Annotated in this window: 16 protein-coding genes; 8 read left to right on the top strand and 8 right to left on the bottom strand. The window is 58.6% G+C overall.

Annotated features, from left to right (window positions below; genetic code table 11):
• The first annotated feature begins 39 nt into the window (after positions 1-39).
• From WBG04_RS08700 to WBG04_RS08690, 3 genes are all read left to right on the top strand, one after another.
• Positions 40-414 carry a GxxExxY protein gene (locus WBG04_RS08700; RefSeq protein WP_424314039.1) on the top strand — a complete coding sequence of 125 codons (375 nt, stop codon included), beginning with the start codon at positions 40-42 and terminating at the stop codon, positions 412-414.
• A 41-nt stretch (positions 415-455) separates the two neighbouring features.
• On the top strand, positions 456-5,555 hold the full coding sequence (locus WBG04_RS08695) for a DNA repair ATPase (protein WP_424314017.1): 5,100 nt from the start codon (positions 456-458) through the stop codon (positions 5,553-5,555).
• A gap of 116 nt (positions 5,556-5,671) precedes the next feature.
• Positions 5,672-6,235 (top strand): ribonuclease H-like domain-containing protein, encoded by a 564-nt coding sequence (locus WBG04_RS08690; protein ID WP_424314016.1) that lies wholly within the window; start codon positions 5,672-5,674, stop codon positions 6,233-6,235.
• Positions 6,236-6,476: 241 nt separating this feature from the next.
• On the opposite strand, the gene WBG04_RS08685 is transcribed toward WBG04_RS08690, so the two are convergent.
• The 3 genes from WBG04_RS08685 to WBG04_RS08675 all read right to left on the bottom strand — a co-directional run bounded on the left by WBG04_RS08685 (position 6,477) and on the right by WBG04_RS08675 (position 8,147).
• Positions 6,477-6,887 carry a DUF2452 domain-containing protein gene (locus WBG04_RS08685; RefSeq protein ID WP_424314015.1) on the bottom strand — a complete coding sequence of 137 codons (411 nt, stop codon included), beginning with the start codon at positions 6,885-6,887 and terminating at the stop codon, positions 6,477-6,479.
• A 95-nt stretch (positions 6,888-6,982) separates the two neighbouring features.
• Entirely contained in the window at positions 6,983-7,681 is a 699-nt protein-coding gene (locus tag WBG04_RS08680; RefSeq protein ID WP_424314014.1) for a type II secretion system protein, read from the bottom strand.
• Positions 7,682-7,880: 199 nt separating this feature from the next.
• Positions 7,881-8,147, bottom strand: a complete 267-nt coding sequence (locus tag WBG04_RS08675; protein WP_424314013.1) for a GlsB/YeaQ/YmgE family stress response membrane protein — start codon at positions 8,145-8,147, stop codon at positions 7,881-7,883.
• 103 nt (positions 8,148-8,250) lie between these two features.
• Between WBG04_RS08675 and tilS the strand changes: the two genes are divergently transcribed.
• Entirely contained in the window at positions 8,251-9,201 is a 951-nt protein-coding gene (gene tilS / locus WBG04_RS08670) for a tRNA lysidine(34) synthetase TilS (RefSeq protein ID WP_424314012.1), read from the top strand.
• Here the strand turns inward: tilS and WBG04_RS08665 are convergent, their stop codons facing one another.
• Positions 9,202-10,071: an alpha/beta fold hydrolase gene (locus WBG04_RS08665; RefSeq protein WP_424314011.1), complete on the bottom strand. Its 870-nt coding sequence runs from the start codon at positions 10,069-10,071 to the stop codon at positions 9,202-9,204. It abuts the gene before it with no gap.
• A gap of 123 nt (positions 10,072-10,194) precedes the next feature.
• On the opposite strand from WBG04_RS08665, the gene WBG04_RS08660 reads away from it, so the two are divergent.
• The 4 genes from WBG04_RS08660 (at position 10,195) to WBG04_RS08645 (ending at position 12,589) form a co-directional block, all read left to right on the top strand.
• On the top strand, positions 10,195-10,755 hold the full coding sequence (locus tag WBG04_RS08660) for a TetR/AcrR family transcriptional regulator (RefSeq protein WP_424314010.1): 561 nt from the start codon (positions 10,195-10,197) through the stop codon (positions 10,753-10,755).
• 132 nt (positions 10,756-10,887) lie between these two features.
• Positions 10,888-11,445 carry a carboxymuconolactone decarboxylase family protein gene (locus tag WBG04_RS08655; RefSeq protein WP_424314009.1) on the top strand — a complete coding sequence of 186 codons (558 nt, stop codon included), beginning with the start codon at positions 10,888-10,890 and terminating at the stop codon, positions 11,443-11,445.
• 19 nt (positions 11,446-11,464) lie between these two features.
• Entirely contained in the window at positions 11,465-11,782 is a 318-nt protein-coding gene (trxA, locus tag WBG04_RS08650; protein ID WP_424314008.1) for a thioredoxin, read from the top strand.
• Positions 11,783-11,983: 201 nt separating this feature from the next.
• The gene (locus WBG04_RS08645) at positions 11,984-12,589 is read left to right on the top strand and encodes a nitroreductase family protein (RefSeq protein WP_424314007.1); all 606 of its coding nucleotides are present in this window, start codon (positions 11,984-11,986) and stop codon (positions 12,587-12,589) included.
• Positions 12,590-12,743: 154 nt separating this feature from the next.
• On the opposite strand, the gene WBG04_RS08640 is transcribed toward WBG04_RS08645, so the two are convergent.
• The 4 genes from WBG04_RS08640 to WBG04_RS08625 all read right to left on the bottom strand — a co-directional run bounded on the left by WBG04_RS08640 (position 12,744) and on the right by WBG04_RS08625 (position 16,541).
• The gene (locus WBG04_RS08640; RefSeq protein WP_424314006.1) at positions 12,744-14,009 is read right to left on the bottom strand and encodes a PQQ-binding-like beta-propeller repeat protein; all 1,266 of its coding nucleotides are present in this window, start codon (positions 14,007-14,009) and stop codon (positions 12,744-12,746) included.
• A 23-nt stretch (positions 14,010-14,032) separates the two neighbouring features.
• Positions 14,033-14,764, bottom strand: coding sequence for a spermidine synthase (locus WBG04_RS08635; RefSeq protein WP_424314005.1), 732 nt, complete (start codon positions 14,762-14,764; stop codon positions 14,033-14,035).
• Between the two features lie 123 nt (positions 14,765-14,887).
• A complete protein-coding gene (gene queG, locus WBG04_RS08630; RefSeq protein WP_424314004.1) occupies positions 14,888-15,904 on the bottom strand; it encodes a tRNA epoxyqueuosine(34) reductase QueG in 1,017 nt (338 codons plus the stop codon).
• An 85-nt stretch (positions 15,905-15,989) separates the two neighbouring features.
• Positions 15,990-16,541, bottom strand: a complete 552-nt coding sequence (locus WBG04_RS08625) for a shikimate kinase (RefSeq protein ID WP_424314003.1) — start codon at positions 16,539-16,541, stop codon at positions 15,990-15,992.
• Between the last annotated feature and the right edge of the window lie 182 nt (positions 16,542-16,723).

Here is a 16,723-nt window from a genome sequence, read left to right as displayed (position 1 = left end):
GAATACACGAAATACACGGAACTTGAACTGCTGCAGGATATGGAATTATTACTGAAGGAGGAAACCCATGCGATACTTGGAGCATGCTTTGAGGTTTATCGGGAGAAGGGCTGTGGGTTCGTGGAGGATGTGTTTCAGGAGTGTCTTGAGATTGAGTTTGGGATTCTTGGCTTGCCGATGGTGGCCCAACCTGGACTTGAAGCTCAATACAAGGGACGAACATTGAGGAAAAGGTTTGTTCCTGATTTCATTTGTTATGATCAGGTCATCCTTGAGATTAAGGCAGTGAAGACCATCGATGATATTCATCGGGCGCAAGTGATGAATTATTTGAAGGCGACAGGCAAGAGAGTCGGTCTGTTGGTGAACTTTGGTCATCATCCCAAGGCTCAGTTCGAGAGATTCGTCCTCTAAGAATTCCGTGTATTTCGTGTATTCCGTGGTTCTCCAGCAATATGTCCGAGGAAAATAAAGCCGACCAACTTGAAGGTGGGGCGTATGAAGTGATTCGTGCGCGGCTGGAGGAGCATGGGTCCAGGTTGCGGGCGGGGATGGAGGTCCTCAACGAGCAACGCCTTGAGGTTTTTGGGGGTGTTGAAACGGCACTGCTAGGAACGGAGCGCGTTTCCACGGAGCACAACTGTGTGGCACGTGATTTGGTGGCGGTCGGGAGACGGCGCTTCCTGTTCGGTTACAACATTCAGTTCGGTCTGAAGCAGACGACGGACATTCAGGATGTTTTCGCGGCTTACGATTACGAACCGGAGACCCATAGCTTCACTCAGGTCCCGGTGTCGGAAATTCTCGACGATACCCGTTTCGTCGAGGACTTCCAGTATCTCTACAAGTACTATCGTGAGACGGTTTTCCTGAAGTTCCTCGTGATCGGTCCGCATCTTTTCATTGCGATGCGGGCCGGGAAGTCACTGAACGACATCAAGGTCTTCAAGTGGCGGATGCTTGGGGATGGAAAACTGGAGTATGTCGGAAATCGCTTCGACCACGAGTATGTCTATCCGCGCCAGCAGGAGTTCGAATGGGTGCGTGCGCATCGGGGCATGCATCGCTCGGGCGAGCATCCGCATGTTTCGATCAATGACCGGGTCTTCGTCGAGACGGTCGGGGGTGATCTGACGATCAAGATCGAGGACAACACCGAATCTGGTGCGGGGATTTACTCGGAGCCGGTGACGGAGAGCGATCAGACGCTTGATGATGCGGAGATCTTTTACGCGGAAGTGGGGTCATTGATTCTGATGAAGATCCTCCCGTATCGTGAGGAGTTTCATCGCTATCTGGTTTTCAATGCAAAGACGAATGCGGTCCATCGGCTCGATGCGATCGGGGACTCCTGTGTGCTGCTGCCGGATGATCATGGGATTGTATTTGCCAACGGCTACTTGCTGCAGAGCGGCGAGGTGAAGACTTTCGATCACGGGCTGCTCGACATGCGATTCGAGCGCCGGGTGGCGAGTTCGAATGGCGAGGACGTGCTTTTTGCGTTCTACAACCGTGCCGCCGGTGAGTATGTGCTGCTTTCCTACAGCCGGATCCAGCAGAGCATGGAAACGCCGATCCTTTGTTCGGGCTTCTCGCTCTTTGGTGATGGGCAGTTGGTGCTTTTCCGGAACGAGGGGGAGCCGCAGAAGCATCATGCGCTCCAAGTATGGCAGACGCCGTACTTGGATGATGAGGCGGCGGTCGCAAGTGCGACCAATCAGGATTCGTTCCTCTACAAGATCGGCAACGCACAGCTGGTGCGGGGAATGGCGGAAGTGCGCGAACTACTGACGCTGCTCAACAAGGATGATTCCTTTGCCGGGCTTTATCTCGATCTGGTCAAGCGGTCGGGAGATTTGCTGGACAGCTATTTCTGGCTGGATCGTGAGGAGTGCGGAGGGCTTGCGGCTGCTCTGCGGGGTGTCAAACAGGCGGCGGAATCGGCGATCGGGGAGTTCGAAAAAGTCCAGGCCCTGCGTGCGACCGCGGCTGAACGGACCGCTGCGACCCGACGAGCGGTGGAGTCGACGGTGCGTGAAGCGATCACCACGCCGGGAGACGAGCTGAAGCCATTGGTGCATCATTTGGCCGCGTTGAGGAAGCTGCGTGGTGAGATTATCTCGCTGGGAGAAGTGCGTTATGTGAGCGAGGCGGTCGTCTCGGAGTTTGAGGAAAAGGTGGTCGCGACTTCGGACGAGATTTCGCAGAAGACGGTGGATTTCCTCCTCGGGGAGGACTCGTTGAAGGCCTACGCGGCGACCATTGAGGAACAGGAGGCGGGGCTGGCGAAGATATCCAAGGTCACGGAGGCTGATGAAGTCGCAAAGGCGCTTGATCAGGCGGCGGGCGAGTTGGAGATGCTGATTGAGATCGTCGGAGGTCTGAAGATCGAGGACGCGACTCAGACGACGGCGATCATCGAACGGATTTCGTCGCTTTACGCGAAGCTCAACGGCACGCGTGGTTCATTGCGGAACAAGCGCAGGGAGCTGTCGCGTGGTGAAGGAGAGGCGCAGTTCTCGGCGCAGATGAAGTTGCTTTCGCAGGCGCTGGCGAACTATCTGGATCTCTGTGATACGCCGGAGAAATGTGATGAGTCATTGACCCGGCTGATGGTTCAGGTCGAGGAACTGGAGGGAAGGTTTGCGGAGTTCGATGAGTACATCGAGCAGTTGGTCGGGCGACGGGAAGAGATTTACGATGCCTTTGAAGGACGTCGGACGCAGCTGATGGAGGCTCGCCAGAAACGGGCGGGTTCCTTGTTCAAATCGGCGGAGCGAATCCTCAAGGGGATCAAGAACCGGGTGGCCGGGCTGAAGGAAGTCGAGGAGATCCACAGCTACTTTGCGACGGATCCGATGAGCGAGAAAGTGCGCGATATCATTGCGCAGCTGACCGCGCTGGGGGATCCGGTGAAAGCGGATGACTTGGGAACGCAGCTCAAGACGCTGCGTGAGGATGGAGTGCGTCAGCTCAAGGATAAGAAGGAACTTTATGTCGACGGGCAGAACGTGCTGCGATTCGGCAAGCATGCTTTCAGCGTGAACACGCAGCCGCTTGAGGCGACGATCGTGCCGCATGACGAGGGGATGGCGTTTCATTTGTCGGGGACGAAGTATTTCGAGCCGATTACTTCGCCGGAGTTCCTGGCGACGCGGGATGCGTGGGATCTGGAAGTGCCGAGTGAGAGTGCTTCGGTGGCGCGGGTGGAGTATTTGGTTTGGCGGTTTTTGGAGTCGCCGACTAAAGTCAGCGGTCCGGTCGATGGTAAGGCGCTGCTTGAAGAGGTGCAGGCGTTTATGCAGCCGAGGTATGCGGAAGGATACACGAAGGGCGTGCATGATGAAGATGCGGCGAAGATTTTGGAAAAACTGTTGCCGGTGCATGCGGAGGCGGGGTTGTTGAGGTATGGGCCAAGGATCAGGGCCGTTGCGATGGTTTTCTGGGAGAGCTGGAGCGATCCGGAAAAGGAAGTCCTGGCGGGACAGTTTGCGAGTTATGGGAAGCGGCGTGGGATATTTGAGGGTGGCGGTGAGACGCATGTCTGGAAGGGACGCCTGCGCAATGGGTTCTCCGCTTGGAGGCAGGTGAGCGGGTGTTTTGATGATGTGGGTGAAGGTGCAGTCGACTACCTTGCCGAAGAGTTGTCGGATGGCAGTGACTTTGTGGTCTCGGCTGCGGCGTCTGCTTTGGCACGAGGATTTCAGAGTGCGCTGGTGGCGAAGCGGGCGGAGAGGGATTTTCAGGGAGCGATGACCGGAAGTGTGATCTCGAAGTTCGAGGTGGCGCGGGATTGGTTGTCAGGATTTGAGGCGGGGAATGATGAGGTGCTCGATGGCACGCCGGAGGGTCTGAAGCCGGCGGTGATCGATGAGGCGGCGGCGCATTTGGCGAGGGGCGGCTACGAGCAACGCGCGGTGAAATCGGTGGAGCTGGCGGTGGAGGTGGATGGACTACGTTCCGGTCATCAGCGAATCGAGGGTGGCGTGCTCGAGCTTCATTACAGCGAATTTCTTGATCGTCTGGCGAAGCACGAGCTGACGGATGGAGCAGCCTTTCGTTCACTGTCCGAACTGAAGCAGAAGCTGACGGCTGAGAAGCGTGAGACGATGCGTCTCGACGAGTTCAAACCGAAGGTGATGAGTGCTTTCGTGCGGAACCGTTTGATCGATGAGGTTTACCTGCCGATGATCGGTGACAATTTGGCGAAGCAATTGGGCACGGCGGGCACCGATACCCGCACGGACCGGATGGGGATGCTGCTGCTGATTTCACCTCCGGGATACGGCAAGACGACGCTGATGGAGTATGTGGCGAACCGGCTTGGCGTGACCTTCGTCAAAATCAATGGCCCGACGCTGGGTCACAACGTGCTTTCGCTGGATCCGGCGGAGGCCCCGAATGCGGCCGCACGTGAAGAGGTCATGCGCTTGAATCTGGCACTTGAGATGGGGGACAACGTGATGATTTACGTTGATGACATCCAGCATACCAATCCGGAGTTCCTGCAGAAGTTCATCAGCTTGTGCGATGCGCAACGGAAGATCGAAGGTGTGTGGAAGGGCAAGTCGCGGACCTACGATCTTCGTGGTAGAAAAGTGGCGGTGGTGATGGCGGGCAATCCGTATACCGAGAGTGGCGGCAAGTTCCAGATTCCGGACATGCTTTCCAACCGGGCGGACACCTACAATCTCGGTGACATTCTCGGGGGACATGAGTCGGCTTTCAAATCGAGCTATATTGAGAACTCTCTGACCTCGAATGCGGCTCTTTCGAGATTGGCGAGCCGCTCGCAGAAGGACGTGTTGACCTTGATCCAGATCGCGGAAACGGGGAGTCGCGACGGAGCCGACTTCGAAGGGAATTACACGCCGGCGGAGATCGATGAGATGGTCACGGTGACGAAGCATCTTCTTTCCGTGCGCGAGACGATTTCGCGGGTGAATCAGGAGTACATTCGGAGCGCCGCGCAGGAGGATGCGTACCGGACGGAGCCGCCATTCAAGCTGCAGGGTTCGTATCGCAACATGAACCGGATCGCGGAGAAGGTGCTGCCGCTGATGACACCGCAGGAGGTGCGGCAGCTGGTGATTGATCACTACCGCAGTGAGTCACAGAACCTGACGACGGCGGCCGAATCGAACTTGCTGAAATTTTACGAGATGGAGGGACTGCTCGATGAGAAGCAGGCAGCGCGATGGGACGAGATCAAGAAGGGCTTCAACAAGCGGAAGCTGTTGGGTGGTGCGGGGGAGAATGATCCGGTGGCGCGCGTGGTGGCGCAGATGAGTCAGTTCAACGATGGGTTGGATGCGATCCGCGAGGGGATCGCGGGAGCTGGGACGAACTATTCGCAGCCGCAGTCGCTGGCGGATCAGACCGTGGCACAGCTGAAGCAGATCATTGAGGGGCTGCGTGCGGTGCCGGTGGAAGTGGAGATCAAGGTGGTGCCGGTTACTGAAGGTGCGGCGCCACAGAAGGGTGTGACGGAGGTGGGTGGGGTGGGGATCAAGCCGGAGGTGAAGCAAGGGGGTGGATCTGGTGGTGAGGGTTGATGGGGCGTCTGGAAAGCCGCCTCGCCCACTTATGGCGCTCGGGAGAGCGCCACTCCAGTTGTGCCATGCCCGCTGATGACGCTTGGAATGCTCGGTTGCGTTGCTAGCCTTCGCGCGTGGCGGAGAAGAACATCGTTTACTTTGATCTGGAGACGCAGCGGAGCTTCAATGATGTGGGAGGATCGTCCCACAAGGACAAGATGGGGATGTCGGTGGGGGTGACCTACAGCACGGGAAGTGGTGAGTATCGGATCTACGGAGAGGATCAGGTGAGTGATTTGGTGGATGAGTTGGTCAAGGCCGACCTGGTGGTGGGCTGGAACCATGTCGAGTTCGATTATCCGGTCCTGCAGGGCTACACCATCTACGACTTGCCGAACCAGACGGTGAATCTGGACATGATGCTCGACTTGCAGGAGGTGCTGGGTTTTCGGCTCAAGCTGGATGCAGCGGCGGAAGGGTCACTCGGACAGAACAAGACGGCTGACGGACTGGATGCGCTGCGCTGGTGGCAGGAGTATAAGAAGACGGGCAGCAACGAGCCGATGATGAAAATCGCGGAATATTGTGCCTTCGATGTCAAGGTGACGAAGTGCGTCCACGAATTCGGCGTGGAGAACGGATTGATCCGTTATCACGACCGGGGTGGCCAGCTTCAGGAAGCGAAGGTGGGGTGGTAGAGCGGCTGAAAGCCGCCTTGCCCACCCTTGGCGCTTGGGAAAGCGCCACTTCCTTACGCCCAGCCGAGTTCCTGGAAGACGTGGAACACCGCGCCGCCGAAGGCGATGATCAGGAGGAGGATGAAGATCTTGATGCTGAACTCGATCTGTGGACGGGTCATGACGGGGGCCTTGTAGGTCCGATGGGTCGAATCGCCAAGGAAAATGGGCGTCGGGAGAGGGATGAAAAATCTATCGCTGCTCAGGATGCGGCCTGGGCGAAGAGCTGCTGGGTATCGATCTCAGGAGAGGTTTCGACGATCAACCACTGCCGGTCGACATTGAGGCGGAAGGTGGCGAGATGGCGCATGGCCCATTCGCTGGGACCGATCATCGAAAGCAGGCGGCGGCCTCGGCTTTCATAAAGGTGATAGGTTTCGCCGACTACGGGTTCAAAATTGATCTCAGCCTCATAGACGAGTTTGTTCCAGTTGAAGTGGTCGATGGCGGCGAGGTAGGTCTCACGGATTTCGACGAGCTTCTGCTGCAGATCCCTCTCCACTTGGGAGATTCCCCGTGACTTGAAGGTGCTGAGATCCGTCGGCACGATTCTCGGACTGAGGGTCGAGGTGGGGTAGGGTAGGAAAGCGCGCGAGACAGGAAGATCCGACATGATTCGCTATTCCTTCGGTTGGAGCGGCTTATCCGCAAACAAAAAAAACCGGGAAGCCGTTGGGCTTCCCGGTTTTGGATTGGATCGTTACTCGATCAGGCACCGCGCTTTTGCGGAGCTTTGATCACGGGCTCTTCGTCCCAGACGGTGTCGTCACCCGCTTGTTCGAGGGTGTTGCCATTACCAACCGAGACCTTGTCGTCGGTTTGGCGAATGAGCGGCGCGTCAACGCTGTTGTCGAGGCGGAGGATGACGGCTTTGCCGCCAAAGGGATCCGCGTCGAAGGTCCAGTTTTCAAGCGCGTCAAGCAGTGGTGCGGCCAGCACGGAGCGACCGGGGTTGCCGGAAGTGTTTTGACCGGTTGTGGCATCAAGCATGATGTAGCCGAATCCGACTTCGCCGGCTTCGAGCGCGTCAGCACCGTTCATGGCGCGGTCAGGCTTCTTCGTGTAGGCAGCCTTGGCGTAGAAGATATCTTCGGACTGGATACCGAAAGCAATGAGCTGACGGAAGTAGTCGTTGGATTTTCCCCCAGCGAAAGAGAGCTGGGTGCCGGTGGACTCGGTAACGGTTTCCGCGGTGTTTTCATCCGGGAAGGAACCGTATTCCTGGTCGAACTCGAGCAGGGCGAGACCGATCTGCTTGGCGTTGTTGATGGCTTGCGTCCGATCAGCCGCCTTGCGTTGACGGAGAATCATGGGCGCCGAGAGGCCCGCGAGGGCCGCGATGATGACGATCACCACGAGAAGTTCCACAAGTGTGAAACCACGCAGTTTTCTTTTTCTAGTTTTCATGTTTTTCGTTTGTCTATGGTTTGGACCCAAATTTGGATCCGGTTTGTATGGAACCCTCGGATGCCTTGGGACACCTTCGGGTAAGGGAAAGCTTACTCCGCGATGACTGACTCTCAAGGAGAAAGGACGCTGCTGACGGGGAAGTTGCGCTATTTCGGCGATTTCCTGCGCTGGTGGCCTCGTGAATCCTCTAGAGGCCTTAGATTTTAAGCCACTTCCACGCGGCGAGGACAAGGATCGAACCGAGCGTGGCGGAGACGATCGAGGCTGGTGCGGGGAACCATTCGCCAGGAGCGGCGATCGCGAAAATACCGAGGTGGCGGATCAACCAGCCGCCGAGGATGGCGCCAATGATTCCCAGAATCAGTGTGCCGAACCAGCCGCCACGCTCTTCGCCGGGCAGAATCCAGCGGGCCAGTGCTCCAGCGATCAATCCGAGTAGTACCCAGCCTGCGAGAGGACCCATGCTCGCAGACTAACCGGCCGGTGTTTTTTGGATACTACGTGTTCGCGTAGGGAACTGCCACGTTTCGTGCTGCCAAGTGGGGGGGATCTAGACAGAATGAGGTGTGCTGGATCGGATACCAGGTTGGCTCGAGGAGGCGTCAAAGCGGCGACGGTATCTGATTGGAGTGTCAGGTGGTGCTGACTCGGTCGCTTTGCTGCACCTGCTTCGGAGCTGTGGTTTTGGATCGGTGGTGGTTTGCCATCTGGATCATCGGCTGAGGGAGGAGGAGTCGAGTGAGGACGCGCGCTTTGTCCGCAAGCTGGCGAAGAAACTGGGCTATGATTTTGAGGGTGGCAGTGTGGATGTGGCCAGCTTGGCGCGGGGCGAGAAGGTTTCGGTGGAGACGGCGGGCCGCATGGCGAGGCACGCATTTTTTGCGGACTGCAGCAGGGCGTGGCGTTGCCGGAGGGTGATTCTGGCTCATCATGGCGATGATCAGGCGGAGACGGTGCTTTGGAATCTGATGCGCGGAAGTCGGGGTGCCAGCGGGATGGAGGAATCCCAAACGGTGACGATGGACGGGCTGCAGATGGAATTGATCCGGCCGCTGTTAGGCGTGCGGCGCACGGAGCTGAGGCATTGGTTGGAGATGAAGGGTCTGAGGTGGCGCGAGGATGCGAGCAATGCGGAGGCGATCGCGGTGCGGAACCGAATGCGGAACGAAGCGCTGCCGCTGCTTGAGGAGATTGCAAAACGGGATCCGGTGACGGCTTTGATCAAGGCCGCGAGATCGGATGCCGAGATGAGGGAGATCGAGGCCTGGGCGGTCGAGCAGGCCGGGGTGATTGATCCTCAGTGGCGGCTTCATTTGCCGCAGTTGAGGACGCTGCCGGAGGTGATTCAGCGGGCGTGTTTGTTTTCTTACCTGCGTGAGTGTGGAGTTTCAAATGTGACGCGTTCGCTGGTCGAGCGGGCGCTCGCGCTTGCCGATCCGGATGCCCCATCGGTGGTCAATCTGCCGGGCGGCGGGACGCTGCGGCGTCGGGCTGGCCGGATGTGGGTCGAGGAATAGTCAGCCCTTCAACCAGTCGAGCACTTCGGTGGAGTGAAAGACGGCGAGTGAGTAGTGGCCTTCGCCTTCGACCCAGCAGCCTTCGCTTTCAGGCACCCGTTTGGCAAGTTTCCGGGCGACCTCGCAGGGCAGGTTGGCATCCGCCAATCCGTGCCAGAACCTGACTGGTACGGTGATTTTTTCCGGATCGAAGCCCCAGGGTTCGATGTAGAGTTCGCCGTCGGTGAGGAGGTTTTTGGAGCCGTTCGAGATTGCGGTGAGGTAGCTCCGGGTGACCGTGTCCCAGCCGCCTCCGGAGTGGATGGCCTCGCGATCCCGCGCGGGGATGCTTCTGAGCATCCAGGACATCGGGGCGCGGTGAGGGCCACGGCGGATCATCCATTTGCTCAGGGGAATCAGGGCCGGCACGGCGGCACGGCGGAGGGACTTCATGCCGGAGAGCGTCCGGTAAGCCCAGTGCATGTGGGTGCGATCGGCATCGGCTGATAGTGGCGGTGCTCCACAGACGACCGCGGCGCGCTCAATTCGATCGCCCAACTGGGAACAGGTTGCCAAGGCGTAGGGCCCACCTCCGGAAATGCCGAAGATGGAGAAGCGGGGAATCTCGAGGGCGTCGGCAAAGTCGGCGACGTCCTTCGGCCAGTCGGAGAAGCGCCTTTTCGGCAAGGGATCCGAGCTTCCAATGCCCGGCCGGTCGGGTGCGAGGATACGGATGCCGCGTTCCATGGCGTCCTTGTCGAGATAGGCGGCCTGCAGTCGACTGCTTGGCCAGCCGTGGAAGAAGAACACCGGGCGTCCTTGGGGGTCGCCGTATTCGGCGTAGCCCAGATTGCGGCCACTTGGCAGGTTTACGAACTCGTCCTCTCTCATCGGCTGCGCGAGTATGTCTGATATCGAGGAAGAGCGCACATCGAATTCCGGCGACGGTTCATTGGGGAAAGTGAAAGTCGAAGGTAGGCTTGAAAAACAGACAAACTTGTCCGATGGTGAAGCGTGAGCAAGCCGCGTCAACGACTCCTCGGGACCGCCGGTCGCCTCTTCGGCGAACGGGGCTACGAGTGCGTGGGGATCAACGAGATCATTGCCAAGGCGGAGATCGCGAAGGCGACCTTCTATCAGCACTTCCCCAGCAAGGAGGCCCTTTGTGCCGAGTGGCTGCGAAGCGAAATGGCCAGTTTCAGCGCGCTGCATCAGGAGCTCCTGGACGATCCCCGGCCCGCGCGAAAAAAGATCGCCGAGATGTTTGACCAGCTCTGCTGCTACGTTGAGGAATCCGGCTTCAACGGCTGTCCGTTCTGTGTGACATCCACGATGATAGGCACGGATTCGGAGATTCGAGAGGTGATCCTGAACTTCCGCGAACGGTCTCGATCCTTCTGGCACAGCATCGCCCGGGAGTTGGGACTCAAGGGAGCAGCGGCCCGCAATTTGGGGGACGCCTGGCTCCTTCTGCATACCGGAGCCATTACGGAGTCCCAAAGCGTCGGCGGCGTCTGGCCCGTGGAACAGGCGAAAAAAGCAGCGCTGACGCTGGCGGACGCAGCGGTGGCGTAAAAGCACGAGCAGCCGAAGAGTCCGGACTCTTTGGTGTTAGGGCCTTTCCGAGATTTGAATCGAGTCAGCCGAAAATAAAATTAGACAGACTTGTCTGTTTGTTTTAAGTCTATCTCGAAATTGCAAACCACCATGAAACTCGATCTCCAAACCATTGAATCCGCGCCTGAGTCCTCCCGTCCACTCCTCGAAGGAGCGAAGGCGAGCTTCGGCTTCGTTCCCAACCTGCTCGGCACGCTCGCCAACGCGCCAGCGGCCCTGGAGGGCTACCTCGCCGTGGCGGGGGCCTTCGGCAAATCGTCCTTCAGCGCGACTGAACAGGAAGTGGTGACGATCGCCGTGAGTGCGGAGAACGGTTGCCGTTACTGCGTGGCCGGGCACACCACCATCGGTCAGATGAAAGAGGTCGACCCCGCGGTGCTTGAGTCACTTCGGGATGGAAGCCTGCTCTCTGATCCGAAACTCGAGGCCTTGAGGGAGTTCGCACTGGCGGTGGTCCGTGACCGCGGCTGGGTCAGCGAGGAACAGCAGCAGGCCTTTTTTGAGGCGGGCTACACTCCGGCTCAAGCGCTTGAAGTGGTTCTCGGAGTCACCATGAAGACGCTCAGCAACTACACCAATCACCTCGCGGAAACACCGCTTGATCCGGTCTTTGCTGCAAACGAGTGGCATGAAGGCGCCACTGCATGACGCTCAATATTAAAACCTTATGAAAACAACGGAACTGAATCCCACGAATTTCGATGCCACCCTTTCTGGAACCGACTGGCCGGTGCTGGTCGACTTCTGGGCTCCCTGGTGCGGACCGTGCCAGGTGCTCGGACCGGTGATCGACGAGGTCGCCTCCGAGCAGCAAGGAAAGGCGCTCGTTGCGAAGGTGAATGTCGACGAAGCCCAGGACCTGGCGGTCCGCTACGGCATCAAAAGCATACCGACGCTGATTGTCTTCAGGAACGGTGAAGTGGTGAAGCGCCTGCAGGGTGTGCAAGCCAAGTCATCGATCACCGCTGCGATTGCAGCGGCTTGAATCGCTCCACTCCCGCGCCCGCCCGCTGGTCGCGGGAGTTTTCTTGGCAAGCGAAACAAAAACCGCGAGTTCCGCGAAACCTGGGAATGGGAGCCTTTTTCAACCGCTAAGTGATTGATGAGACTCTTCGGAAAATTCGTAGAATTCGTGAGATTCGTGCTTAATTAACTCCACGTCATCCAAAACTAGAACACGACCATCATGAACATCCTGGAAACCATCGAATCCCGCCGCTCCGTCAAACACTACGATCCCGAGCATGTGATGCCGGATGAAGATCTCGCCAAGCTCATTGAGCTGACCAAGCTCGCGCCATCCTCCTTCAACATGCAGAACTACCGTCTGCTCGTGGTGCGTGATCCGGAGCTTCGCAAGGAACTCCGTGCCGTGGCCTGGGATCAGGCGCAGGTGACGGATGCCTCGGTGCTCTTCATCATGTGTGCCGACCTGACCGCCCACCTGGCGGATCCCGCCAAGTACTGGTCGCATGCGCCGCAGGAGGTGCAGGACATTCTGGGACCGGCGATCAAACCCTTCTATGAAGGCAAGGAGCAGCTCACTCGGGATGAGGCGATTCGTTCGTCCGCGTTGGCGGGCATGACGCTGATGCTGGCGGCGAAGGGCATGGGATATGATTCCTGTCCGATGGTCGGCTTCGACCCCGATGCCGTATCGAAGCTGATCAACTTGCCGAGTGACCACGTGCTGAGTTTCATGATTGCGGTCGGCAAGGAGACCAAGCCGGCATGGCCACGCGGAGAGCGACTGCCGGATTCCGAGGTCGTGATTCACGATCGCTTCGGCTGAAGCTGCGACATCCGAGGGATTGGGGGGAATAAGGGAGGGATTCGGGGCTCACGCTTGGTCAGAGCCCCTAAATCCCGATCATGGTCTTTCCGATTTTCCTATTACCGCTGGGCAAGAAGTTCAGTAGTACGGATGACTGGAGAGATGGAGATTCCTACTCAGGAAAATTCCATGATGTCAGGTGATCCTTCTCCTTGATGAGCAGCATGTCATGAACCAATGCGGGAGCCGCCCAGGTGTGGCCTTTCGAAACCTGGTAAGTACGAATGGGCTCGTACTTCTCGCCCGAGGCACGCAGGATTCGGCAGGAGCCGTCATCCGTCAGGGTGAGAATCGCATCGGGAAGCGAAAGTAGCTGAGCGTTCTCTCCCATCCGTGCCTCGCCTGTCCACTTCATGTTTCCGGTGAGGGGATCGAGGCAGAAGAACTGTCCTGTTTTCAGCACCGAGAACCCATAGACCAGACCGCCGTGAATGATCGGACTGCCCATGTCGAGGGCGGCATCGCGATGCTGCCAGATTCGTTCGACGCTCCACTCGTCGCCCGTCTTCTTGACCCGGACTCCCACGGTCCGCCGGTCCTCACCGCCGAAGACGAAGATGTCCTCGAAGCGAACCGGAGTGGGTGTGTTCTGATTATTGCCGCGATGGGGATAGGAATATTTCCAGAGGAGTTCGCCATTTTTGAGATCGATTCCGCAAAGTCCATCATGGTTGAGCTCCACGAGTTGACGGACACCATCGATGGTCTCGATACGTGGTGAGGAGTAGCAGTTCGCCTCTTCCTTCCGCACCCAGATGTCCTTGCCGGTCTTCGCGTCGATGCAAAACAAGGCACCATCTTCGCAGCTTCCCGTGTGAGCGAAGACCCGGTCCTCATCGGCGATCGGAGAGGTCGCGGTCCCCCAGTAGGGATGGGAGACCTCGAACTGTTCACGAAAGTCGCGGGTCCAGAGGAGTTCTCCATCGTCTGCCGACCAGGCGGTGAGCACGCCGATGATGCTCAGCGTGAAGACACGTCCATTGGCATAGGCCGGTGTGGATTTCGGTCCGAGACCATGACGTTCGCCGTTTCGACCGGCGACGAATGCCACTGGCATCGACTTCCGCCAGATCGTCTTGCCAGTCTTCCGCTCAAGGCAAAAGAGCACCTCGTCGTCCCCTTGGCGCGCATGTTGATAGATGCGTGGGCCGACCACGAGTGGGGTCGAGTAACCTTCGCCCACTTCGACTCGCCACTGCTGCTGAAGTTTCTCAGGCCAGGTTTCCGGACTTTCGAAGCCCTGAGCCTGGCCCGCCCGATCTGGCCCCAGCCATCCGGTCCAGGAGGAGCTTTTTTCCGAGGCTTGGGCATGAGATAGAGCCCCGAAAGCGATGAAGCAGAGGAATTTACCGGCTGGGATCCAAGAATGCGATTTCATGATGAGATCGGGTAAAGAATGCATCAGCCTTTGCTTTCATCAACCTTGGAAGACGGCGGTATTCCATCCTCCGAGACCAAGCGGGCCACGTAGATCCGGTGTCGTTCCTCGTCGGATTGCTGATGGGGCCTCGCCGGATACTGCTGCAGTTGGAATCCGGCTTTCTTGAGTACTTTCTCGAGTCTTGGTGAAGGGACGGCCATCCAGTAGGCGAGACAGCCACCGGGGTTGAGCGACTCCTTCAGCAGGGCCAGAAAGGCGGGCGTGTAGAGTTTGGCATTGTCCTCGGTGATCAGCGCATCGGGGGTGTCGTCGATATCGATCAGGATCGCATCGTAGAGGTCGCCTTCTCCAAGGCAGTCGAAGAGATCGGCGAGAATCACGTTCGTTCTTGGGTCTTCGAGTAGAGGGCCATTGTGCTCGACGAGATAGCTGCGGTTCCATTCGATGACCTGACTCATCAATTCGGCAACATCGACGGTGGCCGGCGAGCCGATCAGCTCGAGAACCCGCTTGAGCGTGAACCCCATGCCCAATCCGCCGATCAGCACGCGAGGGTGCGGCGGTCTGCTTGCCGCCCCCTCTAACAGATCAGCACAACCCAGTTCCGCCAGCATTTGTTCGGAGTAGGTCAGGCCCGTGCTCATCAGTTCGAGGCCGTTGTATTCGAGGATGAATTCGTCTCCGTGTTTGTGGAGGGAGAGCAAGGTGCCATCGGGGAGGCTGGTTTTATCCAGCAGGATGTAGGGAGTCACAGTCCGAGCATCACCGGATCCGCGCCCTCGACAAGCGCATTGGTGGCGTCGAGTGGGAGAAATGCGGTGTGAAGCTGGAAAGGGAACAGAAGCGAGCAGGATCCCAATCGCGCGCTTGTGAAGCTACGTGCGCGGTAGGCGGGCTGCGATGGCGGCATAGGCCCACTGGGCGTGCTCGGCGATGAGGGGGTCTTCGCTTTGGGAGGCTTTTGTTAGAGCGGGAAGATCATCTTCATTACCGGTGTTGCCGAGGACGACGCAGGCGTTGCGGATCAGGCGGGGAAGCTTGATGCGCTTGATCGGGCTTTTGGCGAAGATGCGGCTGAAGTCCTCGGGAGTGAGGTCGAGAATGTCGCGGGTCTTGAGATTGAAGATGGATTCGCGCGCGTGGAATTTGGCTTCGCTCGAAAGCTTGGCGAAGCGGTTCCAGGGGCAGACCTCGAGGCATTCGTCGCAGCCGTAGAGACGGTCGCCGATGGCTTCGCGAAATTCCTCGGGGATGGGGCCTTTGTTCTCGATGGTGAGGTAGGAGATGCAGCGACGCGCATCGACACGATGAGGCTGGGTGATGGCATCGGTGGGGCAGGCGTCGATGCAGCGGGTGCATTTTCCGCAGTGGTCGCCGAAGGGGGGGTCGGCGGGGAGGTCGAGGGTGGTGAGGAGTTCGGCGAGGAAGAACCAGGTGCCGAGGTGGCGGTGGATCTGGACGGTGGACTTGCCGTTCCAGCCGAGGCCGGCGTCGGTGGCGAAGTCGCGTTCGAGGACGGGGCCGGTGTCGACGTAGTAGCGCTGGGTGCCGCCGAGGGCGACCATGGCTTCGTTGAGCTGCTTGAGCTTTTTTCCAACGAGGTCGTGGTAGTCTTCATTCCAGGCGTAGCGGGCGATGCGCCAGCCGGTATTGGGGTTACTACCCGGATAGTAGTTGAGGGCGAGCGTGACGACGGAGCGGCAGCCGGGGAGGACTTCGCGCGGGTCGCAGCGGCGCTCGGGGGTGCGCTCGAGCCAGGCCATGTCGCCGTGGGCACCGTCGTCGATCCACTGGCGGAAGGCGTCGGCATGGGTGGCTTCCTTTGCCTTGGCGATGCGGCAGTCGTCGAAGCCGAGTTCGCGGGCGAGGGCTTTGATTTCGGTGGCGGACACGGTGGGCTGGTCGGAGGAATATTGAACCGCCAAGACGCCAAGGGCGCAAAGTCTTGAGGATGATGGGAGTGGGTTCCAGAGGGAATTACGTGCCGCTGGCGAAGTGGTAGCGGGCGCTTTCGAGGATGCCGCAGGCGATTTCTCCGGCGTCGAGTCCGACGGTTTCGACTTCGATGTCGGCGGTGGCGTCGTACATCGGTTTGCGCTCGGCGAGCAGGGCTTCGATTTTTTCCCGCGGATTTTCGGTTTGCAGGAGGGGGCGGTCGCGGTTGCGGCCGGTGCGTTCGAGAATGACCTCGACCGGAGCCTGGAGCCAGACGACATAGCCGAGTTGTTTGATCAGGCTGCGATTGCGTTTGCGGGCAATGATACCGCCGCCGGTCGAGATGATCCGCCGGGGAGCGTCGGGGGCGGCGAGTTCGTGGAGGACGGCGGCCTCGAGTCCGCGGAAGTAGTCTTCGCCCCGTTTGGCGAAGATTTCGGCGACCGAAGTCTTGGTCTTTTGCTCGATGAGTTGGTCGGTATCGACCAAGGGGTAACCGAGCAGGTGTTCGAGTTTGCGTCCGATGGTGGACTTCCCACAGCCCATGAAGCCTATCAGGATGATGTTTTTTGGTAAGTTCTCCCCTGAGTTCATGGGGGCAGACTAGCGGGGCTGCTCATTTGCGAAAAGGAGCGAAATGGAGAGGGATGTCAGCGTTCCACGAAGGGTGACAGAATCCCCGGATTTCGTGGCTTGCGGGCGTGCTGAGCCGTCACAAGGGATTGAAAACGCTTTACTTTCCCTTGAGAATCGGTCGATAAGACGCGCGTCCCGTT

Source organism: Haloferula sp. (genome assembly GCF_049672945.1).
Lineage (GTDB): Bacteria > Verrucomicrobiota > Verrucomicrobiia > Verrucomicrobiales > Akkermansiaceae > Haloferula.
This window is presented reverse-complemented; position numbering and strand designations above follow the sequence as displayed.

Bases quoted from the DNA above. Each gene is read 5' to 3' on its own strand.
- WBG04_RS08700 (WP_424314039.1), top strand. From the start codon at position 40: ATGGAATTATTACTGAAGGAGGAAACCCATGCGATACTTGGAGCATGC.
- WBG04_RS08695 (WP_424314017.1), top strand. From the start codon at position 456: ATGTCCGAGGAAAATAAAGCCGACCAACTTGAAGGTGGGGCGTATGAA.
- WBG04_RS08685 (WP_424314015.1), bottom strand. From the start codon at position 6,887: ATGTCGGATCTTCCTGTCTCGCGCGCTTTCCTACCCTACCCCACCTCG.
- WBG04_RS08680 (WP_424314014.1), bottom strand. From the start codon at position 7,681: ATGAAAACTAGAAAAAGAAAACTGCGTGGTTTCACACTTGTGGAACTT.
- WBG04_RS08675 (WP_424314013.1), bottom strand. From the start codon at position 8,147: ATGGGTCCTCTCGCAGGCTGGGTACTACTCGGATTGATCGCTGGAGCA.
- WBG04_RS08665 (WP_424314011.1), bottom strand. From the start codon at position 10,071: ATGAGAGAGGACGAGTTCGTAAACCTGCCAAGTGGCCGCAATCTGGGC.
- WBG04_RS08655 (WP_424314009.1), top strand. From the start codon at position 10,888: ATGAAACTCGATCTCCAAACCATTGAATCCGCGCCTGAGTCCTCCCGT.
- trxA (WP_424314008.1), top strand. From the start codon at position 11,465: ATGAAAACAACGGAACTGAATCCCACGAATTTCGATGCCACCCTTTCT.
- WBG04_RS08645 (WP_424314007.1), top strand. From the start codon at position 11,984: ATGAACATCCTGGAAACCATCGAATCCCGCCGCTCCGTCAAACACTAC.
- WBG04_RS08640 (WP_424314006.1), bottom strand. From the start codon at position 14,009: ATGAAATCGCATTCTTGGATCCCAGCCGGTAAATTCCTCTGCTTCATC.
- WBG04_RS08625 (WP_424314003.1), bottom strand. From the start codon at position 16,541: ATGAACTCAGGGGAGAACTTACCAAAAAACATCATCCTGATAGGCTTC.